This window comes from Leclercia sp. GHBNCSD, assembly GCF_055805075.1.
In genome coordinates, this window is record NZ_JBQVYO010000001.1 from 700065 (window position 1) to 716951 (window position 16887).

Genomic DNA, 16887 nt, shown 5'->3' on the forward strand with positions numbered 1-16887 from the left:
AAATTAGCTGCTTGAACCGTAGACAGTTTTATCAGGCAGTCTTATCGTTACATTGAATAATAAATCATTATTGAATAAATATTCAATGTGGAGAAAAAGAATGAACACGACCTTTGTAAAATCCGCTTTACTGGCCTCAATGATCGCCGCTTCCGGTTCCCTGTTTGCCGCCGATAACGGACTCATTGCGATTATTACCCCCTCACACGACAACCCATTTTTCAAGGCTGAAGCCGACGGCGCGGCGGCGAAGGCAAAGGAGCTGGGTTACACCACCCTTGTCGCCTCGCACGACGATGACGTGAACAAACAAAACCAGCTGATTGAGACCGCCATCGCCCGTAAGGCGAAAGCGATCATCCTGGATAACGCCGGGGCGGATGCCACCGTCGGTCCGCTGGAGAAGGCCAAAGCGGCAGGCGTCCCTGCCTTCCTGATCGATCGTGAAATCAACAAAACCGGCGTGGCGGTAGCGCAGATTGTCTCGAACAACTATCAGGGGGCGCAGCTCGGTGCGGAGAAATTCGTCAAGCTGCTGGACGGCAAAGGGAAATACGTTGAGCTGCTGGGCCGTCCGTCGGATACCAACGCCCACGTGCGCTCCCAGGGCTATCACGATGTGATCGACGACTACCCGGAGATGAAAATGGTGGCGCAGCAGACCGCCAACTGGAGCCAGACCGAAGCCTTCACCCGTATGGAAGCCATCCTGCAGACCAACCCCGATATCGTGGGCGTGATCTCCGGTAACGACACCATGGCGCTGGGCGCCGAAGCCGCCCTGAAGGCCGCCGGGAAGAACAACGTGATTGTGGTCGGTTTTGACGGCAGCGACTACACCCGCGACTCGATCCTGAAGAACGGCAACATCAAAGCCACGGTGCTGCAGCCAGGCTGGCAGCAGGCGCAGATGGCCGTTGAGCAGGCCGACTACTACCTGAAAAACGGCAAAGCGCAAAAAGATGAGAAGCAGCTGATGGACTGCGTGCTCATCGACGAATCCAACGCCAGCAAGCTGAACCTGTTTAACCTCAGCAAATAAGCGGAGGCAGTATGCGATTAACACAATGGGGCGCCGCGCTGACAGGCGCAGCCGCCCTGTTGCTGACGGCCTGCACCGTGGTGGATCTGGATGAGAACGGCAAGCCGATCATGCCTGCCGATCCCAACGCCAAAGCGAGCTTTGACAACCAGACCCCACAGCAGATCGCGCAACAAACCTGGCAGCCGCGGATCCTCGACGCCGCGAAAAATCATGCCCTGGACGCCAGCGCCCTCTCCACCCAGCTGAACACGCCCGCAGCCACACCGCAGAGCGTCTTCGTGCGCCTTACCGGCAAGGTGGAGCGCGTGGATGCCAGCAACGCGCGTGAGCAGAAGCTGGTGATGACGGTGAACGGCCAGCCGGTGGAGATCCAGAGCGGGCCGGTGATGCGCGGCAACGCCATCCGCGACGCCGCCGGATTCCGCTTCGATGAATTTACCAACCAGGTTCAGTATGCCCAGCTCTCCCGCGCCCTCAACCGCGAGGCGGCGAAGCATCTGCCGAAAATCGACGACAGCTGGAGCGGCAAAAATGCCACCGTGCTGTTCGCCACCACCCTGACGGGCGGCAAGGCGAATGAGGCGGCAGCGCTGGAACTGAAACAGGAGACGCCGTGATGAGCGATACCCCGGCAGACGACATTATCCTCAGCACCCGCGGCATCTCGATGCTCTTTCCCGGCACCGTGGCGCTGGATAAGGTCGATTACCGCGTCTGGCGCGGCAAAGTGAACGTGATTATCGGCGAGAACGGCGCCGGGAAATCGACGCTGATGAAGATCCTCGCTGGCGTCCAGCAGCCCAGCCTCGGCGAGATGTGGCTCAACGGCAAACAGGTCTCGTTCGCCAGTACCCGGGATGCCGCCGCCCACGGCATTGGCATGGTACACCAGGAGCTGAACCTGTTTGAGAACCTCAACGTGGCGGAGAACGTCTTCCTTGGCCGCGAGCTGCAAAAAGGGGTAACGCCGATCAACGAGGCAGAACAGGAGGCCCGCACCGCGGAGCTGCTGAAACGCCTCGATCAGCCTATCTCCCCTCGCGAACTGGTGGGCAACCTGAAGGTGGGACAGCAGCAGCTGATCGAGATCGCCAAGGCGCTGGCCGAGGATGCCGACATCCTGATCCTCGACGAGCCCACCTCGGCGCTGAGTAAAACCGAGGTGGAGATCCTGTTTCGGGTGATCCGCGAGCTGACCCGTCAGGGGGTCTCCATCATCTATATCTCCCACCGCCTGGAAGAGCTGATGGCGATAGGCGATGTGATCACCATTCTGCGCGACGGCAAATTCCAGGCCGAAGCGAAGGTGCAGGATATCGACGTGCCGTGGATTGTGCGCGAGATGCTCGGCAGCGACCCGGTGAGTAACTTCCTTGAGCCGGGCCGCACCTTCGGCGCGCCGGTGCTGGAGGCGGAGCACATCACCTGCGTCAACGCAGCCGGGAATACGGTGGTCAACGACGTCAGCTTCCAGGTCAAAGCCGGGGAGATCGTCGGCATCTACGGCCTGATGGGGGCCGGACGCACGGAGCTTTTTGAGTGCATGCTCGGCACCGAGCGCAACTATCTGGGCAAGCTGTGGCTCGACAGTAAACCGGTGCCCCAGCGCTTAACCACCGCCGAGCGTATCCGCATGGGGATGAGCCTGGTGCCGGAAGACCGCAAACGCACCGGCATTTTCCCCGGCTCGTCGGTGGCCAGCAACCTGACCATCGCCAGCCTCTGGCGTCGGTTGCAGCGCGGCTTTGCCATCGCGCAAAAGGCGGAGCAGCAGGTCGTCGCCAGCACCATCGGCAACCTGTCGATTAAGGTCTCCACCCCGGAAGTAGAGATCCAGGCGCTCAGCGGCGGCAACCAGCAAAAGGTGGTGATTGGCCGCTCGCTGCTGACCAACCCGAAGGTGCTCTTCCTTGATGAGCCGACCCGCGGCATCGACGTGGGGGCCAAAGCGGACGTATTCCGCATGATGGTGCAGCTCTCTGAGGAGGGGATCGCGGTGGTCTTCTCCACCTCGGATTTGAAAGAGATTATGGCGGTATCTGACCGCATTCTGGTGATGTCCGGCGGCAAACTGACCGCCGATATTGTTCGCGATCGGGCCGAAGAGTCGGCACTGGTAACCGCAAGTGCTCAGGGGTTCTAAGATGAAAACGACACAGTCTGTCGCGCTGGCGCCGCATAAAGGGGCCTCGCTTTCCCGGGAAAATGTTCTGCTGCTGTTGCTGAAAATGCGCACCTTCATTGCGCTGTTTTTGATTGTCGGCTTCTTCACCATGACCGTGCCGGGCTTTCTCTCCACCGGCAGCCTGGTGATCATGATTAAACATATCGCCATCAACGCCTTCCTGGCGCTGGGGATCACCTTTGTGATCATCACCGCCGGGATCGACCTCTCCATCGGCGCTACCCTGGGGCTGTGCGGGATGATCGCCGGGTGGATGATCACCAAAGGGATTGTGCTGCCGATGTTTGGCATCGCCATCTTCCCGAGCGTGTGGGTGATTGTGCCCGTGGTGCTGCTGATCGGCGCACTGATAGGGGCGGTGAACGGCTGGATCATCACCCGCTATAACGTCGCGCCCTTTATCTGCACGCTGGGTACCATGTACGTGCTGCGCGGCGCGTCGATGCTGACCTCCGACGGCCAGACCTTCCCGGGGCTCTCCGGTAACCCGCAGCTGGGGAATACCGGCTTTGATGAGATTGGCGCAGGCACGTTCCTCGGCATTCCGTGGGCCATCTGGATGATGATCGTGCTGGCGCTGGTCATCGCCTACATCGCCCGCCGCCTGCCCTTTGGCCGCCACGTCTACGCCATCGGCGATAACGAGCGCGCCGCAGAACTCTCCGGGGTGCGGGTCAAGCAGGTGAAAGTGCTGGTCTATACCCTGTCGGGGTTCTGCGCTGCCATCGCCGGGATTGTGGTTTCCGCCCAGCTGTTAGCCAGCCATCCGGCCAACGGCACCGCCTTTGAGATGAACGCCATCGCCGCGGTGGTGCTGGGCGGCACCTCGCTTGCTGGCGGCCGCGGCACCATTCTCGGCACCCTGATCGGCGCCTTCGTCATCGGCTTTTTGGCCGACGGCCTGGTGATGATGGGGGTGAGCGAGTTCTGGCAGATGGTGATCAAAGGGATTGTGATTATCGTGGCGGTGATTATCGACCAGATGCAAAACCGGATGCAGCAGAAAGCGGCGGTGGTGGCGCAGAAGGCGGTGATGGAAGGAAAGTAGCGACATTGTGCGGGGTTTATGCCGGGTGGCGCTACGCTTACCCGGCCTACAACGGCACAACATGTAGGCCCGTGCAAGGCGAAGCCGCCGCCGGGCAAAATGCACTGCTTACGATGTCTTCAATAAACTCCGCGCCGTCGGGTAATCGGTGATTAACACGTCGATATACTTCCCTTCCAGCGCCCCGCGAATGGCGTTACGTTTCTCTTCCCCACCCGCCAGGGCGATTACCTGTGGGCAGGCGCGGATCTGCGCCAGCTCCATACCAATCACCGGATCTTCTTCGGCACTCAGCACCGGCTCGCCTTTCGCATCGTAGTAATGCAGGCAGATATCCCCTACCGCCCCGCGTTCGGCCAGCAGTTTGAGCATCTCTTCGTTGTAGTAGTTGCCGGAGTTCTTCAGCAACTGCGACGGCTCCAGCTCGCCGATGCCGACAATCGCCACATCCACTTCGGCAAATTTGCTCACCACCGCCGCCACGTCCGGGCTGCTCACCAGCCGGGCGCGCTCCTCTACCGAGTGCTCAATACTTTGCGACGGCAACAGCCACGCCGGGCAGCCAAGGTGCGCCGCCAGCTGCTGGGTAAGAATGGTCGCCTGCACGTTGCCGTTGGGACCCACGCCGCCCAGGAGCTGGATCACCCCCGCGGCGCGGATATTCTGCGGGTGCATCTCATCCACCATGCAGCGGATGGTGCTGCTCCAGGAGGAGATCCCCACCAGGTCTTCCGGACGCAGGCGGGTTTCGACATAGTGCGCCGCCGCGCTGCCGATGGCGTGCTTGATCTGGGCACTGGACGGGCTCTCGCCCACGTCCACCACGATGGCCTGGCGGATGCCGTACTGCTCCTCCAGCGCCTTTTCCAGCGAGACAAAAATATTGGTAGGCTGAACGACGGTAATTTTGACCAGCCCCTCTTTCTGGCAACGCGTCAGCGCCCGCGACACGAAGGATTGTGAGAGGTGCAGCAGCGAGGCAATCTCGGACTGCTTTTTATTCTCGCTGTAGTAAAGTGTGGCGATCTTCACCAGCAATCGCTGTTCATCCTGTTTCGACATAACGTTCCCCTTAATCGGCTGTCGTTATTTTTATTCATCACTGAATATTTAACAAGCAAGCGCCCGCCCGATCCGCCAGGCAAATGTGATCCTTTTCTCCTTTCTTCGAAATTTGCCCGCTCAAACCGTAGACAAACCTCCTGACTGGGCATATCTTACATTACATGAATAATAAATCAGCATTGAATATATATTCAAAGCGGTTATAAATCCCTGCTCTGACAGAGAGAACAGGGAAATAACTTACCCGGCTGGAATAATTATTCACAACAGATTATAAATTCAGGAGGTATGTTATGAATCCGTTTTCGCTCTCCATCGCGGAGCTTGAAACCCGGGCGCGCTCGATTCGTCGCCGGATCATCGTGCTGAATGCCGAAAGCCCGGCGGGAGGCCACACCGGGGCCGATCTGTCGCAGGTCGAACTGCTCACCGCCCTCTACTTCCGCATTCTGAACTGCTCCCCGGCGCTTCAGGATAGCGATGAACGCGATATCTATATCCAGTCGAAGGGCCACGCGGTGGGCGGCTATTACTGCGTGCTGGCCGAGGCCGGGTTTATCCCCGTTGAGTGGCTCGCCACCTATCAGCATGCCGACTCTCACCTGCCGGGCCATCCAGTGAAACATAAAACGCCGGGGATTGAGCTGAATACCGGCGCGCTGGGGCATGGTCTGCCAGTGGCCGTGGGGATCGCCCTGGCGGCAAAACGCAACAACAGCGCGCGCCGGGTGTTTGTGGTGACCGGTGACGGGGAGCTGGCGGAAGGCAGCAACTGGGAGGCCGCGCTGGTCGCTGCCCACTATCAGCTGGATAACCTGTTCATTATCAACGACAAAAACAACCTCCAGCTGGCGGGCTCCACCAAAGAGATCCTCAATACCGATCCGCTGGATGAGAAATGGAAAGCGTTCGGCCTGGAGGTGACCACCTGCAACGGTAACGACATGGCGGACGTGGTCGCCACCCTGGAAGGGCTGAAACCCAACGGCAAACCCCATGTGGTGATCGCCCACACCACCAAGGGCGCGGGAATTTCGTTTATTCAGGGACGGCCTGAATGGCACCACCGGGTGCCGAAAGGGGAAGAGATTGAACTGGCGCTGGAGGAACTGAAAGATGAGTAATAGCGAACACCTCGCCACGGTGATGGTGAATGCCTTTATTGACGCCGTTGAACGCGGCGTGGACCTGGTGCCGGTGGTGGCGGACTCCACCTCCACGGCGAAAATTGCCCCCTTTATGCAGCGTTTTCCGGGCCGCCTGGTCAACGTCGGCATCGCTGAGCAGACGCTGGTGGGCGCCGCTGCCGGTCTGGCAATCGGCGGCAAGATCGCCGTCACCTGCAACGCCGCGCCATTTTTGATCTCGCGGGCTAACGAGCAGATCAAAGTCGACATTTGCTACAACAACACCAACGTCAAGCTGTTCGGCCTGAACGCGGGGGCCAGCTACGGCCCGCTCGCCAGCACCCACCACAGCATCGACGATATCGCCATCATGCGCGGCTTCGGCAATATCGAAATTTACGCCCCGTCGAGCCCGAACGAGTGCCGCCAGATCATCGATTACGCCCTCGATCATGTGGGCCCGGTCTATATCCGTCTCGACGGGAAAAACCTGCCGGAACTGCATGACGACAGCTACCGTTTTACGCCGGGCAAGATTGACGTCCTGCGCGCAGGCCCTGACGTGGCGCTGGTGGCGATGGGCTCGACGGTACATGAAATTGTGGAAGCTGCTGCACAACTCGCGGAAGAAGGTATTGACGCCACTGTTATCAGCATTCCATCTATTCGTCCCTGTGATACCCAACAGCTGCTGGCCGCCCTTGCCCCGTGCAGGGCAGTGGTAAGCGTCGAGGAGCATAACGTCAACGGCGGCGTCGGCAGCCTGGTGGCGGAAGTGCTGGCCGAAGCGGGATGCGCCGTGCCGCTGAAACGGCTGGGGATCCCGGATGGACAATACGCGATTGCTGCCGACAGAGCGTCAACGCGGGCACGCCACGAGATTGATGTCGCCGGGGTGGTGAAGCACGCCCGGGAAATGCTGACGCGACAGGTTTGCTGAAAATAACAACAACATCTTACTGGAGAGAAAAGCAATGTCCCGAATTCCTCAACAACTGACAATGGGCGTGGTCATCGGCAACCGGGGGTTCTTCCCGAGCTATCTGGTAGCGGAAGCGCGCGAGCAGGCGATCGCCCTCTTTGGCCGTCTGGGTATTAACACCATTATGCTCGATCCCAGCCAGACCGAACTCGGCGGCGTGGAGACCCGTCAGGATGCGAAAGCCTGCGCCGAGCTGTTTCGCGCCCACCGCGACAGCATTCACGGCGTGGTGGTGCTGCTGCCTAACTTTGGCGATGAAAAAGCCATCGCCGAGACCCTGCGTCTTTCCGGCCTGAACGTGCCGGTGCTGGTGCAGGCCGAGGAGGACAACCTCGATAAAATGGGGCTGGCAACCCGCCGCGACAGTTTCTGCGGCAAGATCTCCCTGTGCAACAACCTGCGTCAGTACGGCATTCCTTTTACCCTGACCACCCAGCACGTCTGCGCCCTCAACGGTGAGGTGTTTGCGCAGGATCTGCAGCGTTTCGAACAGGTCTGCCGCGTGGTGAGCAGCATGCGCGGCGTGCGCGTGGGGGCAATCGGTGCCCGTCCGGCGGGCTTTAACACCGTGCGCTACAGCGAAAAATTGCTCGAACGCCTCGGCATCGCCGTGGAGACGCTCGACCTGTCAGAAGTCTTTACCCGGATCAAAACCCTGCGCGACGATGACATCCGCGTGGATGAAAAACGGCGGATCCTGATCGATAACGCCGACGCCAGCCGTATTCCGGCCGACAAGCTGGTGACCATGGCGAAGCTGTTTGTGGTGATCAGCGAGTGGGTGGTCGCCAACGACATCGACACTACCGCCATCCAGTGCTGGACCTCGCTGCAGGAGAACCTCGGCATTAACGTCTGCTCGATCATGAGCGTCATGTCCGGGCAATTGATGCCGAGCGCCTGCGAGGTGGACGTGATGGGCGCCCTCTCTATGTACGCCCTGGCCAGCAGCAATATGAACCCGGCCTCCATTGCCGACTGGAACAATAACTTCGGCGACGAGCGCGACAAGTGCGTGCTGTTCCACTGCGGTAACTTCGCCGCCGAAAGCCTTGAATCCCCGCATATGGGCACCGCCGACATCATCGGCACCACGGTCGGGAAAGAGAACACCTGCGGCGCGGTGCATGGTCGTCTGAAAAGCGGGCCGCTGACCTACTTCCGCCTGAGCACCGACGATCTGACCGGGGAAATTAAAGCCTACGTGGGCCAGGGCCAGTCGGTGGACGATCCGCTCGACACGGTGGGCTGCCGGGCGGTGATCCAGGTGCCGCATCTGGAGAACCTGCTGAACTGGATCTGCCGCAACGGTTTTGAGCATCATGTGGCGATGAACCACTCCGCCAGCGCGGAGATCCTGTATGAAGCCTTTACCCGCTACCTTGGCGTCTCAACTTACTTTCATCGTTAAGGCTGGAGGCCGCTATGTCGGTGAACAAGGACATTATCATCGCCCTCGACGAGGGCACCACCAATGCCAAAGCGGTGGCGCTGGATGCCAGCGGGCATGTGGTGGCGAGCTTCTCCCGGGCGCTGGCAATCCAGACGCCCCACGAAGGCTGGGTTGAACAATCCGCCAACCTGCTGGTGGAGGCCTCTCTGGAGGTGGTGGCCCGCGCATTGGCCACCGTCGGGGTAGAGAGAGTGGCGGCGCTGGCGATCAGCAATCAGCGTGAAACCGTGGTGGGCTGGGAGCGGGCAACGGGCAAACCCATTGCCCCGGCGCTGAGCTGGCAATGTTCCCGCACCGCGGCCTTTTGCCACCAGCTGCGTGAGCAGGGCCACGGCCCGGAGATTAGAGCGGCCACGGGCCTGCCCATCGCGCCGCTGTTTTCTGCCTCCAAAATGCGCTGGCTGCTGGATAACATCCCCGACGGCGCAGCGCGTGCCGCCCGGGGTGAGATCTGCCTCGGCACCGTTGACAGCTGGCTGCTGTGGAACCTGACCCAGGGGCAAGCGTTTAGCTGCGATTACGCCAACGCTGCCCGCACCCAGCTGATGAGCCTGCATACCGCCGACTGGGACCCGCAGATGCTGGCGCTGTTTGGCATCCCCCGCGCGGCCCTGCCGGAGATTAAACCCTCCAGCGGTCTGTTTGGTTACACCCGCGGCTGCCCCTCCATTCCGGACGGCCTGCCGGTGATGGCGATGATCGGCGACTCCCACGCCGCGCTCTTTGCCCACGGTCTGGGGGCGGAAGGCTGCGTGAAGGCGACCTACGGCACCGGCTCGTCGGTGATGGCGCCGGTGGCCTCCGCCCGCAGCGAGGTGAGCGCCCTGGCCACCACCGTGGCCTGGCACGACGGCGAGACGCTGGTCTACGGGCTGGAGGGGAATATCCCCCACACCGGCGACGCGGTGGCGTGGATGGCGGACAGCACCGGGCTAAGCGAGCTGTCGCAGGCGGAGCTTATCCATGAGCTCAACACCCTCCCCCGCTCGGTAGACTCCACGCTCGGCGTCTATTTTGTGCCGGCGCTGACCGGCCTTGGCGCCCCCTGGTGGGATGAGAATGCCCGCGGGATGATCCACGGCCTGAGCCGCGGCGTGAAGCGGGCGCACCTGATCCGCGCGGCGCTGGAGTCGATCGCCTATCAGATTGCCGACGTGGTGCAGGCGATGCGCGCCCATCCGGGCTTTACCCTGAACGCGCTGATGGTGGACGGCGGGCCGACAAAAAACGACTGGCTGATGCAGTACCAGGCGGACCTTCTCGGCTGCCCGGTGATGCGCAGCGACGTGGCGGAACTTTCAGCGATGGGGGCGGCACTGCTGGCGCGTAAGGCGCTGTTTAACCTGACCACCGCCCAGCTGCGCCAGTATCTGCCGGAGCATGTCACCTTTACGCCGGACATGGCGCGTCACGCCCGGCTACAGACCCGCTGGCAGGCCTGGCAGGAGACGGTTGCCCGGGTGCGGCGGTAAAAATGCCCCGTCTGGTGATACGCCAGACGGGGCACGGTTTTTCGTTACTCGCTTCGCACGTCAGCAAGAATTTTCGCCATCCACACGCGGTCTATTGCCCCCGTATCATAATGGGCGAGGGTAAAAACCTGGGCCTGGTTCATCATTAGCGCCAGTTCAGGAGTGATATTGAAACTTGCCGCCACTTCATGGCGCTCAAGTCCAGGCCGGCGCTTACGACGTTCAACACGAAAGCGCAGCTGGTTATATTTTGCCCAGGCGATCAGCGCCAGATCGATAAGACAGGCCACCAGCAGGTAGATACTCAACGTACTGAGCGTGGTGTAGAACGGCCTGGTCCCCATAAACGGATCATGTTCAATCGCGCTTATCAGACCACTGTAAATCAGCCAGCTAAACCCCAGCCAGGCAACGATCGTTAACAGCAAATCGAGCGCGCGTGGAAACAGCCGTTGTTCAGTAAAAATTAATGGTTGGATCATGGTTTTAATCTCCCAATACCGCGATCGGGACTCACCCAACGCGCTCTGCTGCGTTTACGGCGCAGCATCACTTTCGGGAAAGCCACAAGCGTAGTGAACAGGCTCAACATCCAGTACACCACCGGAAACCAGATAACCCAGAACAGTGACGCCGCAATACCTTTCTCGTAGCGTCGTTCAATAAACAGACTGACCGCGAACTGCAACAGACAGACCACGCCCAGCATCAGGCCAGTAAAAGCCGGTGGGAAAAGGTGCTGAACATATAAAGAATCGGGCATCGGAATAAGCAGCCCGATGAGAAACAGCAGGATGCTGACGGCATAGGCAAAGGCCCATGCGGTTGACATACAAAACTCAAGAAACAGCGGCCACATGCGCCGGTACTCCCAGCTCCACAACCGACGCATATTGACAATAAACACCTCCGCGCCCCCCTGCGCCCAGCGCAGACGCTGCTTCCAGAGCCCCTTCAGCGTCTCGGGCATCAAAATCCAACACAGCGCCCGAGGTTCGAAGAAAATTGACCAATGGCGCAGCTGTAACTTCCAGCTGATATCAATATCTTCCGTGATCATATCCGGACTCCAGTACCCCACCTCTGCCAGGGCGCGACGGCGAAAAGCGGCAATGACACCGGAAACGGTAAAGACCTGACCATAGACGCGTTGGGTACGCTTGATGAGGCCGATGATAGATGAAAATTCCCCCACCTGGACTCGCCCAATCAGCGTTGAACGGGTACGGATACGCGGATTACCGGTCACGGCCCCCACGCGAGGGTGATTGAGCAGCGGTGCGACCATATACACCGCCGCATCTCTGTCCAGCAGCGCATCACCATCAATACACACCAGAAAGTCACTGCGCGCCGCCGCGGCACCTGCCTGCAGGGCGACCGCTTTGCCCTGATTTTCCGCCAGGTGAATCACCCGCAGCCGCGAATATTTACTCGCTAACTGGTCCAGCACGGTCGCGGTGTTGTCTATAGAACCGTCATTGATAGCAATCACTTCTATATTTTCATAACGCTGCGCCAGCGCCGCTTCAATAGTCTCGCGTGCATTCAGCCCTTCGTTAAAGCAGGGCACAAGAATGGAAATCAGCGGATTGCCTGCGAGTGTAGGGGGCGGTGTGCCCGGCCCCCACGGCCAGTGGCGCTCGCGGTGAAGCCAGAAATAAAGCCCACCGCTTATCCAGAGGGCCGACATAAACAGCGGCCAGAAAAAGACGAAATTAAGGATCACTTCACCGGTAAAAATCACCGCCACGCCGAGCGGAAAACTGAACATCAGGCAAAGGATCAGGAAGGCGATGAGGCGATCGGTCATTTTTGCGGATACCAGTAAGAGGAAAAAGCAGAACGGATCTCTGCCATCCGGGGTTGATCGTTAATGAAATCGTCCGGGTAGTAGCCATAGTTTCCGGCACCGCTCATCTTGAGCTGTCGCATCCACCCGTTAAGCATTTCACCGCTAATAGCGTCCTGCCCTGCCCCCTTACGCCAGTCCCGCGCCTGAAGTTCAAAGACCGTTTTATCCAGCGCGCCAGGGAAACGGGCGACCTGCCCGACGAGTCTGTCCAGCCAGGCATTGGCCTCGTTGACCGGGACATTTTCCATCAGCGGCATCGCCATCGGCGCTGTCCAGTCGTAGGTGCTGAGAAAATCATTCAGATTCTGCGCAAACCAGGTTTCGCTCTGCGGATCCAGTACCGGCATGGCGTAAATGTTGCGGGCAGTTTTGATCTGCGGGCCGCGCACGGCACGCACGGTTTGCGTGAGCTGTCGGGTAAAATCAATCAGGGCGCGACTTTTAAAGCGCGTCCAGCGCGCCAGCAGTTGCGGATTGGCGCGTATCTCCGCGAGGTTATCCGGGAAGCCTGCTGCACGATAGGCTTTGAGCGCATCCGGGGAGGCATCCTCAAAGTCGGTTAAAAAAGCGTCATCATGGAACAGGATGCCGTTGAAGTTGGCATGGCGCGCCAGGTCTTCGTAGATGTCGTTGATTCTCTGCCGGGCAACCGCATTCCAGGGTGATAAGCGCAAATAATGCTGGTTATCTGGCGCAATGCGTCCGTTGTCTGGCGACCATGCCGCCACGCGAGGCACCGAGGGGTCTAACCCAAACGCCAGTACCGGCATCCATGCGTAAACCTTCACCCCGGCACGGGTCTGTAACTGCCATGAGACGAAGTTAAACAGATCCGCCCGCATCGGTAGCCAGCGACTGCGAAAATAGAGCGCATTGACGTTGCCGTCCCCTTTCGGATCGGCATAGGCCTGTAAGAAGACATGGGTGATCTTCATATCGAAAACACGCTGGATGAGCAGATCGATATTTTTACGCTGTTGAGCCTGGTTTTTGTCGTAGACATAGTCGAGATCGACATGCATAACCCGCATGTTTTCAGGTTCTCTGACCTGAGCTATCTGGCTGGCGAAGCTACGCAGCGAAGGGTTGTTGGAAATCAGCACCCGGGGAACGTCTTCCAGCCTGGCGGCATTCGCCAGCCCCTGGTTTAGGGTGAAAGCCATCTGGTAGCCCTGCTGATGCGCAAGCTTCAGCGTTGTTCCGCTCGCCGCACCGTAGGGCCAGACCCAGGCGCGCGGCGCTTTCCCGGTGACCTCTTTGATTTTGCCCGTAATACGCGCCAGGTCGGCATTTATACGCTTTTCAAACTGCGCATCCGTTTCGTACTGCCCGCGGGTTTTATCGTAGAAACGGTTAGCGACTGCGGGCTCCTGACTGCCTTGCGGATTGGCCTGATGACCGTAATGGGATGCCCAGGTGTGCGCACCCACTTCCACGAGCCCCGACTCGCTCGCCTCGCGTACCATCTTCCAGGTGGCAAATTTTTCCCGCGGCGTCTTGAGTCCGCCAAAATCCACCAGCGAATGTTCCGGTGCATCCACCCAACTGCCGACTGGCGCCCACAAAGCAGGCCATCTGAACAACCGAAGCAGCGGCAGAACGCGCGTCGAGAAGCTACTGTATCCATCATCAAAGGTCAGCATCACCGCCTTTTCCGGCAAGGTGCTTTTTCCTGCATGGGCATCCAGCACCTGCTGCACGCTAATCGGGTGGTAGCCGTTATCATGCAGCCAGGCAAACTGATCGTTCAGGGCGCTGGTGCGCACGGAGAGATAGCGCTGATCGGCGGCGCCGTCCTCCACGTCGTGCCAGGCCAGCACAAGAAAGCTGTTTTTGGGCCAGGGCTGGTCCGCATAGAGCGCCGGCCGTTCGGCGGGAGGAAGATAACGTGGTGCCGCGGCCAGTGCACACATGCTCATCATCATCCACCCGACGATTACCCTCGCGGCGAGAAGCCATCGTTTCATCATGATGCGCCCTTAAAACCTGACATTCAGATCAAATGCGAGGGCAATATTGCGCTCCCGCTTCCCGTCGTAAGGACGCTTATCCCAGGTCAGTTTCACCCCGGCATCCACTACGTTATTCCATTGAATACGTTGCCCGTAACCAAACTGATTGATGGCCCCAGCGCTGTACCCTTTTTGCCAGTAACTGCCCGCCCCCGCTTCAAACTGCTGCTTCCAGACCGTGTCGTAATGGCGGTACAGCACCTGTTCGGCACGCAGCCCTGCCACTGCCGAAAGATCGCGTTTGGGGTTGTAATAAGGCACATCTTCTTTGCTGTTGTGGCTGCCGCCGATGCCAGGGATAAAATCCAGCGTAAAACGTGGCGACGTCCAGAGGCGTTCTTTACCGCTGATGCCATACTCCAGGCGATCGTTGCCGTCGGTGAAATGGGCACCGAAAAGGGAAAGTTGATATTCCCGTCGTTCGTTCTGATACCAGCGTAACCACAGATCGCCACCGTTGGCGTTTACCCCATTGCGCAGGGCACGCAGCGGCGTGTTACGGGATAACCGCTCCGCCGAGCCTCCGACCCGCCAGCTGTCGCTGAAATCGTACCAGCCGGAGAGGCGTCCGCCGATTTTCTGATCGGTGTTATCGTTGCGCCCGGAGATCTCCATTTCGGCCCAGCTATTCCTTGAGGTCCATTCCACGCCCGCCAGCAGGTCCCGGCTTATTCCCTTCCCCTCCTCAAACTCGCCGCGGGCAAAGTTGTAGCCGGTAAACAGCCGCCAGTTCTGGTTAACAGGCGGGCTATAAAGCGCAGTGTTGAGGGTAAAATCATCTTTGCCACTGACCGGATTGTCGGATGAGATGCCCTGAGATCCGGCTATCCGCAGTTCCGCTTTGTTATGCACCGCCATCAGTCGTTCAAGCTGCAACGTGGCGGCATCATCCGGGCTACGGCTGACCACATCTTTTGTGAGTTCCTCGGCCTGTTGCCACTCCTGTAGCTCCATGGCCGTCCATGCCTGCTGCCTTTCCAGCGCCAGGTTGCTGGGTTCAATGACTTCAGCAAGCTTAAGTTCGCCCTCTGCGGCACGCGGTAATCCTCTCGCCAGCAGCACTGAGGCATAGGCAATACGCAGTGCCTGGTTACCCGATCCTGTGCGCGCCAACCGCTCCGCATGCTTCTCGGCTGCGGGCAAATCATTAACGGCCACCAGATATTCGGTTTGTAAGGTTCTGGCCAGCAGCCAGTTGTCATTGGGCTGCGGCGTAGGAGAGCCATAGATCTTTCGCAGGTAAGGGCTCTCTTTGCTGTAGTCATCCAGTTGCTGCTTCGCTTCGTCGAAATGGTTGTTATCGAGACGGGCATAGAGCAGTTCCTGCTGATCGTCCATAGTCAGCGGCGTGGATGCCAGGGTCGAGCCACGCGGAAAATAGATGCTTTCAAGCAGCGACTCGGCTTTGTCCGGCTGCTTCTGCGCAAGATAGGCAGAAGCGACCCATCTTCTGGCGTAGTCAGGCACGGGCGTTCCGTTCGCCTCAAGCGATTCAAATTCGGCGATCGCTTCCGCCATGCGTTTACGAATAACCAGCGCCCCCAGCCGGTCAATTCTGGCGCGTCGCACATCAGCTTGCGCCTCGGGAAGGTGTTCCCATGCGGCAATCAGCGCGTCATAGCGAGCCAGGGCTTTATCTGCCACCAGAAATCGTTCATCTTCATTGCGGGTGGGCGTGAACGCAGCGCGGACGGTTTGCGCCGCCGCATCCAGTTCAAGTTGACGTTTAATGGCATCAGGCTGCGGAAAGCGCTCTGAAAGGGTCAGCGCAGGGCCCGCAATGCGGCTGGCCGACATCGCAGCCAACAGCGTGGGCACCACGTTTTTGTTGCGGTCTGAATCGGTATCGAGGTGGCTGGCCGCCAGTACAGAATCCCAGTTTTTCCCCTGAGCATGATAAACATAAGCCAGCAGGGCCTCTCTCTCTGGCCCCGGCTCCTCGTCTGCCCAGCGCCGGGCTTCGGTGACGGCCTGCTCGTTGCGATGGGCATCTGCGAGCGTCATTATCCAGCCGGTGCGGGCGTCGCTATTGCCGGGTTCATCTTGCAGAACGCTTTCCCAGACGGCCAGCGAGGCATTCCACTGCTTTTGGTTACGCAGCGCGCGGGCGGCAGCGACCTGCCCTCTGGCAGGGATGGCCATGTGTTGGCGATAACGCTCCCATACCGCCAGCGTCTCCGCATCATTATTAGCCCATGAGGAAACCTGAAGCCAGTCAGCAATCTCTCCCGCTGTTAACTGCGTCTCCTTTTCCCGAACGGCCAGGTATTGCAATAAAGGCTGGCGGTCACCATCCCGCGCCTGAATAATAAGCTCGTCGTAGGTCGACATCTCAGCGTATACCCATGTCGGGAATAACATGCTCACCATTAATAAATATCGTCCCGAACGCAAGGGATTAATAACGCAAGAGGGGCAGGAAACTCTGAGCATAGCTATCCCTTTATCTCTGTTTTAACATGAGCCTTTCATTTTTTCATGGCTAAAAGATGACGAAAATGCAATAGCTAAACAAGAAACTAAAAAGCACCGGAAAATTTAAAATCTCATACTTTCTTCGTATTTATCATTATTCAATAAAAGACTATTTGCTTTAAAAAAAGGACCTGAACGCCGCTCAAAAAAGTTAGCAGCCACGCTGAA

At 59.0% G+C, this 16887-nt stretch carries 13 protein-coding genes; 8 read left to right on the forward strand and 5 right to left on the reverse strand.

Annotated features, from left to right (window positions below):
* Positions 1 to 100 precede the first annotated feature (100 nt).
* The 4 genes from ACT3IC_RS03450 to ACT3IC_RS03465 are packed head-to-tail and all read left to right on the forward strand — an operon-like array spanning position 101 to position 4278.
* On the forward strand, positions 101 to 1042 hold the full coding sequence (locus ACT3IC_RS03450; protein WP_156654048.1) for a D-ribose ABC transporter substrate-binding protein: 942 nt from the start codon (positions 101 to 103) through the stop codon (positions 1040 to 1042).
* Between the two features lie 11 nt (positions 1043 to 1053).
* Entirely contained in the window at positions 1054 to 1662 is a 609-nt protein-coding gene (locus ACT3IC_RS03455) for a DUF2291 family protein (protein WP_103178587.1), read from the forward strand.
* Complete coding sequence (locus ACT3IC_RS03460; protein ID WP_180210766.1) at positions 1662 to 3188, forward strand: sugar ABC transporter ATP-binding protein; 1527 nt, start codon at positions 1662 to 1664, stop codon at positions 3186 to 3188. The genes ACT3IC_RS03455 and ACT3IC_RS03460 overlap by 1 nt, the downstream gene beginning before the upstream one ends.
* A gap of 1 nt (position 3189) precedes the next feature.
* Complete coding sequence (locus tag ACT3IC_RS03465; protein WP_159339760.1) at positions 3190 to 4278, forward strand: ABC transporter permease; 1089 nt, start codon at positions 3190 to 3192, stop codon at positions 4276 to 4278.
* Between the two features lie 108 nt (positions 4279 to 4386).
* Here ACT3IC_RS03465 and ACT3IC_RS03470 read toward each other — a convergent pair whose 3' ends face one another.
* Complete coding sequence (locus tag ACT3IC_RS03470; RefSeq protein ID WP_103178585.1) at positions 4387 to 5340, reverse strand: sugar-binding transcriptional regulator; 954 nt, start codon at positions 5338 to 5340, stop codon at positions 4387 to 4389.
* A gap of 296 nt (positions 5341 to 5636) precedes the next feature.
* Here ACT3IC_RS03470 and ACT3IC_RS03475 point away from each other — a divergent pair, with 296 nt between their 5' ends.
* Genes ACT3IC_RS03475 through ACT3IC_RS03490 form a run of 4 tightly spaced genes read left to right on the forward strand, consistent with a single transcriptional unit; the run spans position 5637 to position 10377 of the window.
* Positions 5637 to 6467: a transketolase gene (locus tag ACT3IC_RS03475; protein ID WP_156654046.1), complete on the forward strand. Its 831-nt coding sequence runs from the start codon at positions 5637 to 5639 to the stop codon at positions 6465 to 6467.
* Positions 6460 to 7410, forward strand: coding sequence for a transketolase family protein (locus tag ACT3IC_RS03480; RefSeq protein ID WP_159339759.1), 951 nt, complete (start codon positions 6460 to 6462; stop codon positions 7408 to 7410). Before ACT3IC_RS03475 ends, ACT3IC_RS03480 begins: the two co-directional genes overlap by 8 nt.
* A 34-nt stretch (positions 7411 to 7444) precedes the next feature.
* Positions 7445 to 8863 carry an L-fucose/L-arabinose isomerase family protein gene (locus tag ACT3IC_RS03485; RefSeq protein WP_473476213.1) on the forward strand — a complete coding sequence of 473 codons (1419 nt, stop codon included), beginning with the start codon at positions 7445 to 7447 and terminating at the stop codon, positions 8861 to 8863.
* Between the two features lie 14 nt (positions 8864 to 8877).
* Positions 8878 to 10377: an FGGY family carbohydrate kinase gene (locus tag ACT3IC_RS03490; protein WP_473476216.1), complete on the forward strand. Its 1500-nt coding sequence runs from the start codon at positions 8878 to 8880 to the stop codon at positions 10375 to 10377.
* A gap of 44 nt (positions 10378 to 10421) precedes the next feature.
* Here the strand turns inward: ACT3IC_RS03490 and pgaD are convergent, their stop codons facing one another.
* The 4 genes from pgaD to pgaA are packed head-to-tail and all read right to left on the reverse strand — an operon-like array spanning position 10422 to position 16614.
* Entirely contained in the window at positions 10422 to 10859 is a 438-nt protein-coding gene (gene pgaD / locus ACT3IC_RS03495; RefSeq protein WP_159339756.1) for a poly-beta-1,6-N-acetyl-D-glucosamine biosynthesis protein PgaD, read from the reverse strand.
* On the reverse strand, positions 10856 to 12190 hold the full coding sequence (pgaC, locus tag ACT3IC_RS03500) for a poly-beta-1,6-N-acetyl-D-glucosamine synthase (RefSeq protein WP_156654043.1): 1335 nt from the start codon (positions 12188 to 12190) through the stop codon (positions 10856 to 10858). Before pgaC ends, pgaD begins: the two co-directional genes overlap by 4 nt.
* The gene (gene pgaB / locus ACT3IC_RS03505; RefSeq protein WP_103178578.1) at positions 12187 to 14202 is read right to left on the reverse strand and encodes a poly-beta-1,6-N-acetyl-D-glucosamine N-deacetylase PgaB; all 2016 of its coding nucleotides are present in this window, start codon (positions 14200 to 14202) and stop codon (positions 12187 to 12189) included. The genes pgaC and pgaB overlap by 4 nt, the downstream gene beginning before the upstream one ends.
* A gap of 9 nt (positions 14203 to 14211) precedes the next feature.
* Entirely contained in the window at positions 14212 to 16614 is a 2403-nt protein-coding gene (gene pgaA / locus ACT3IC_RS03510; RefSeq protein ID WP_236560465.1) for a poly-beta-1,6 N-acetyl-D-glucosamine export porin PgaA, read from the reverse strand.
* Positions 16615 to 16887 lie beyond the last annotated feature (273 nt).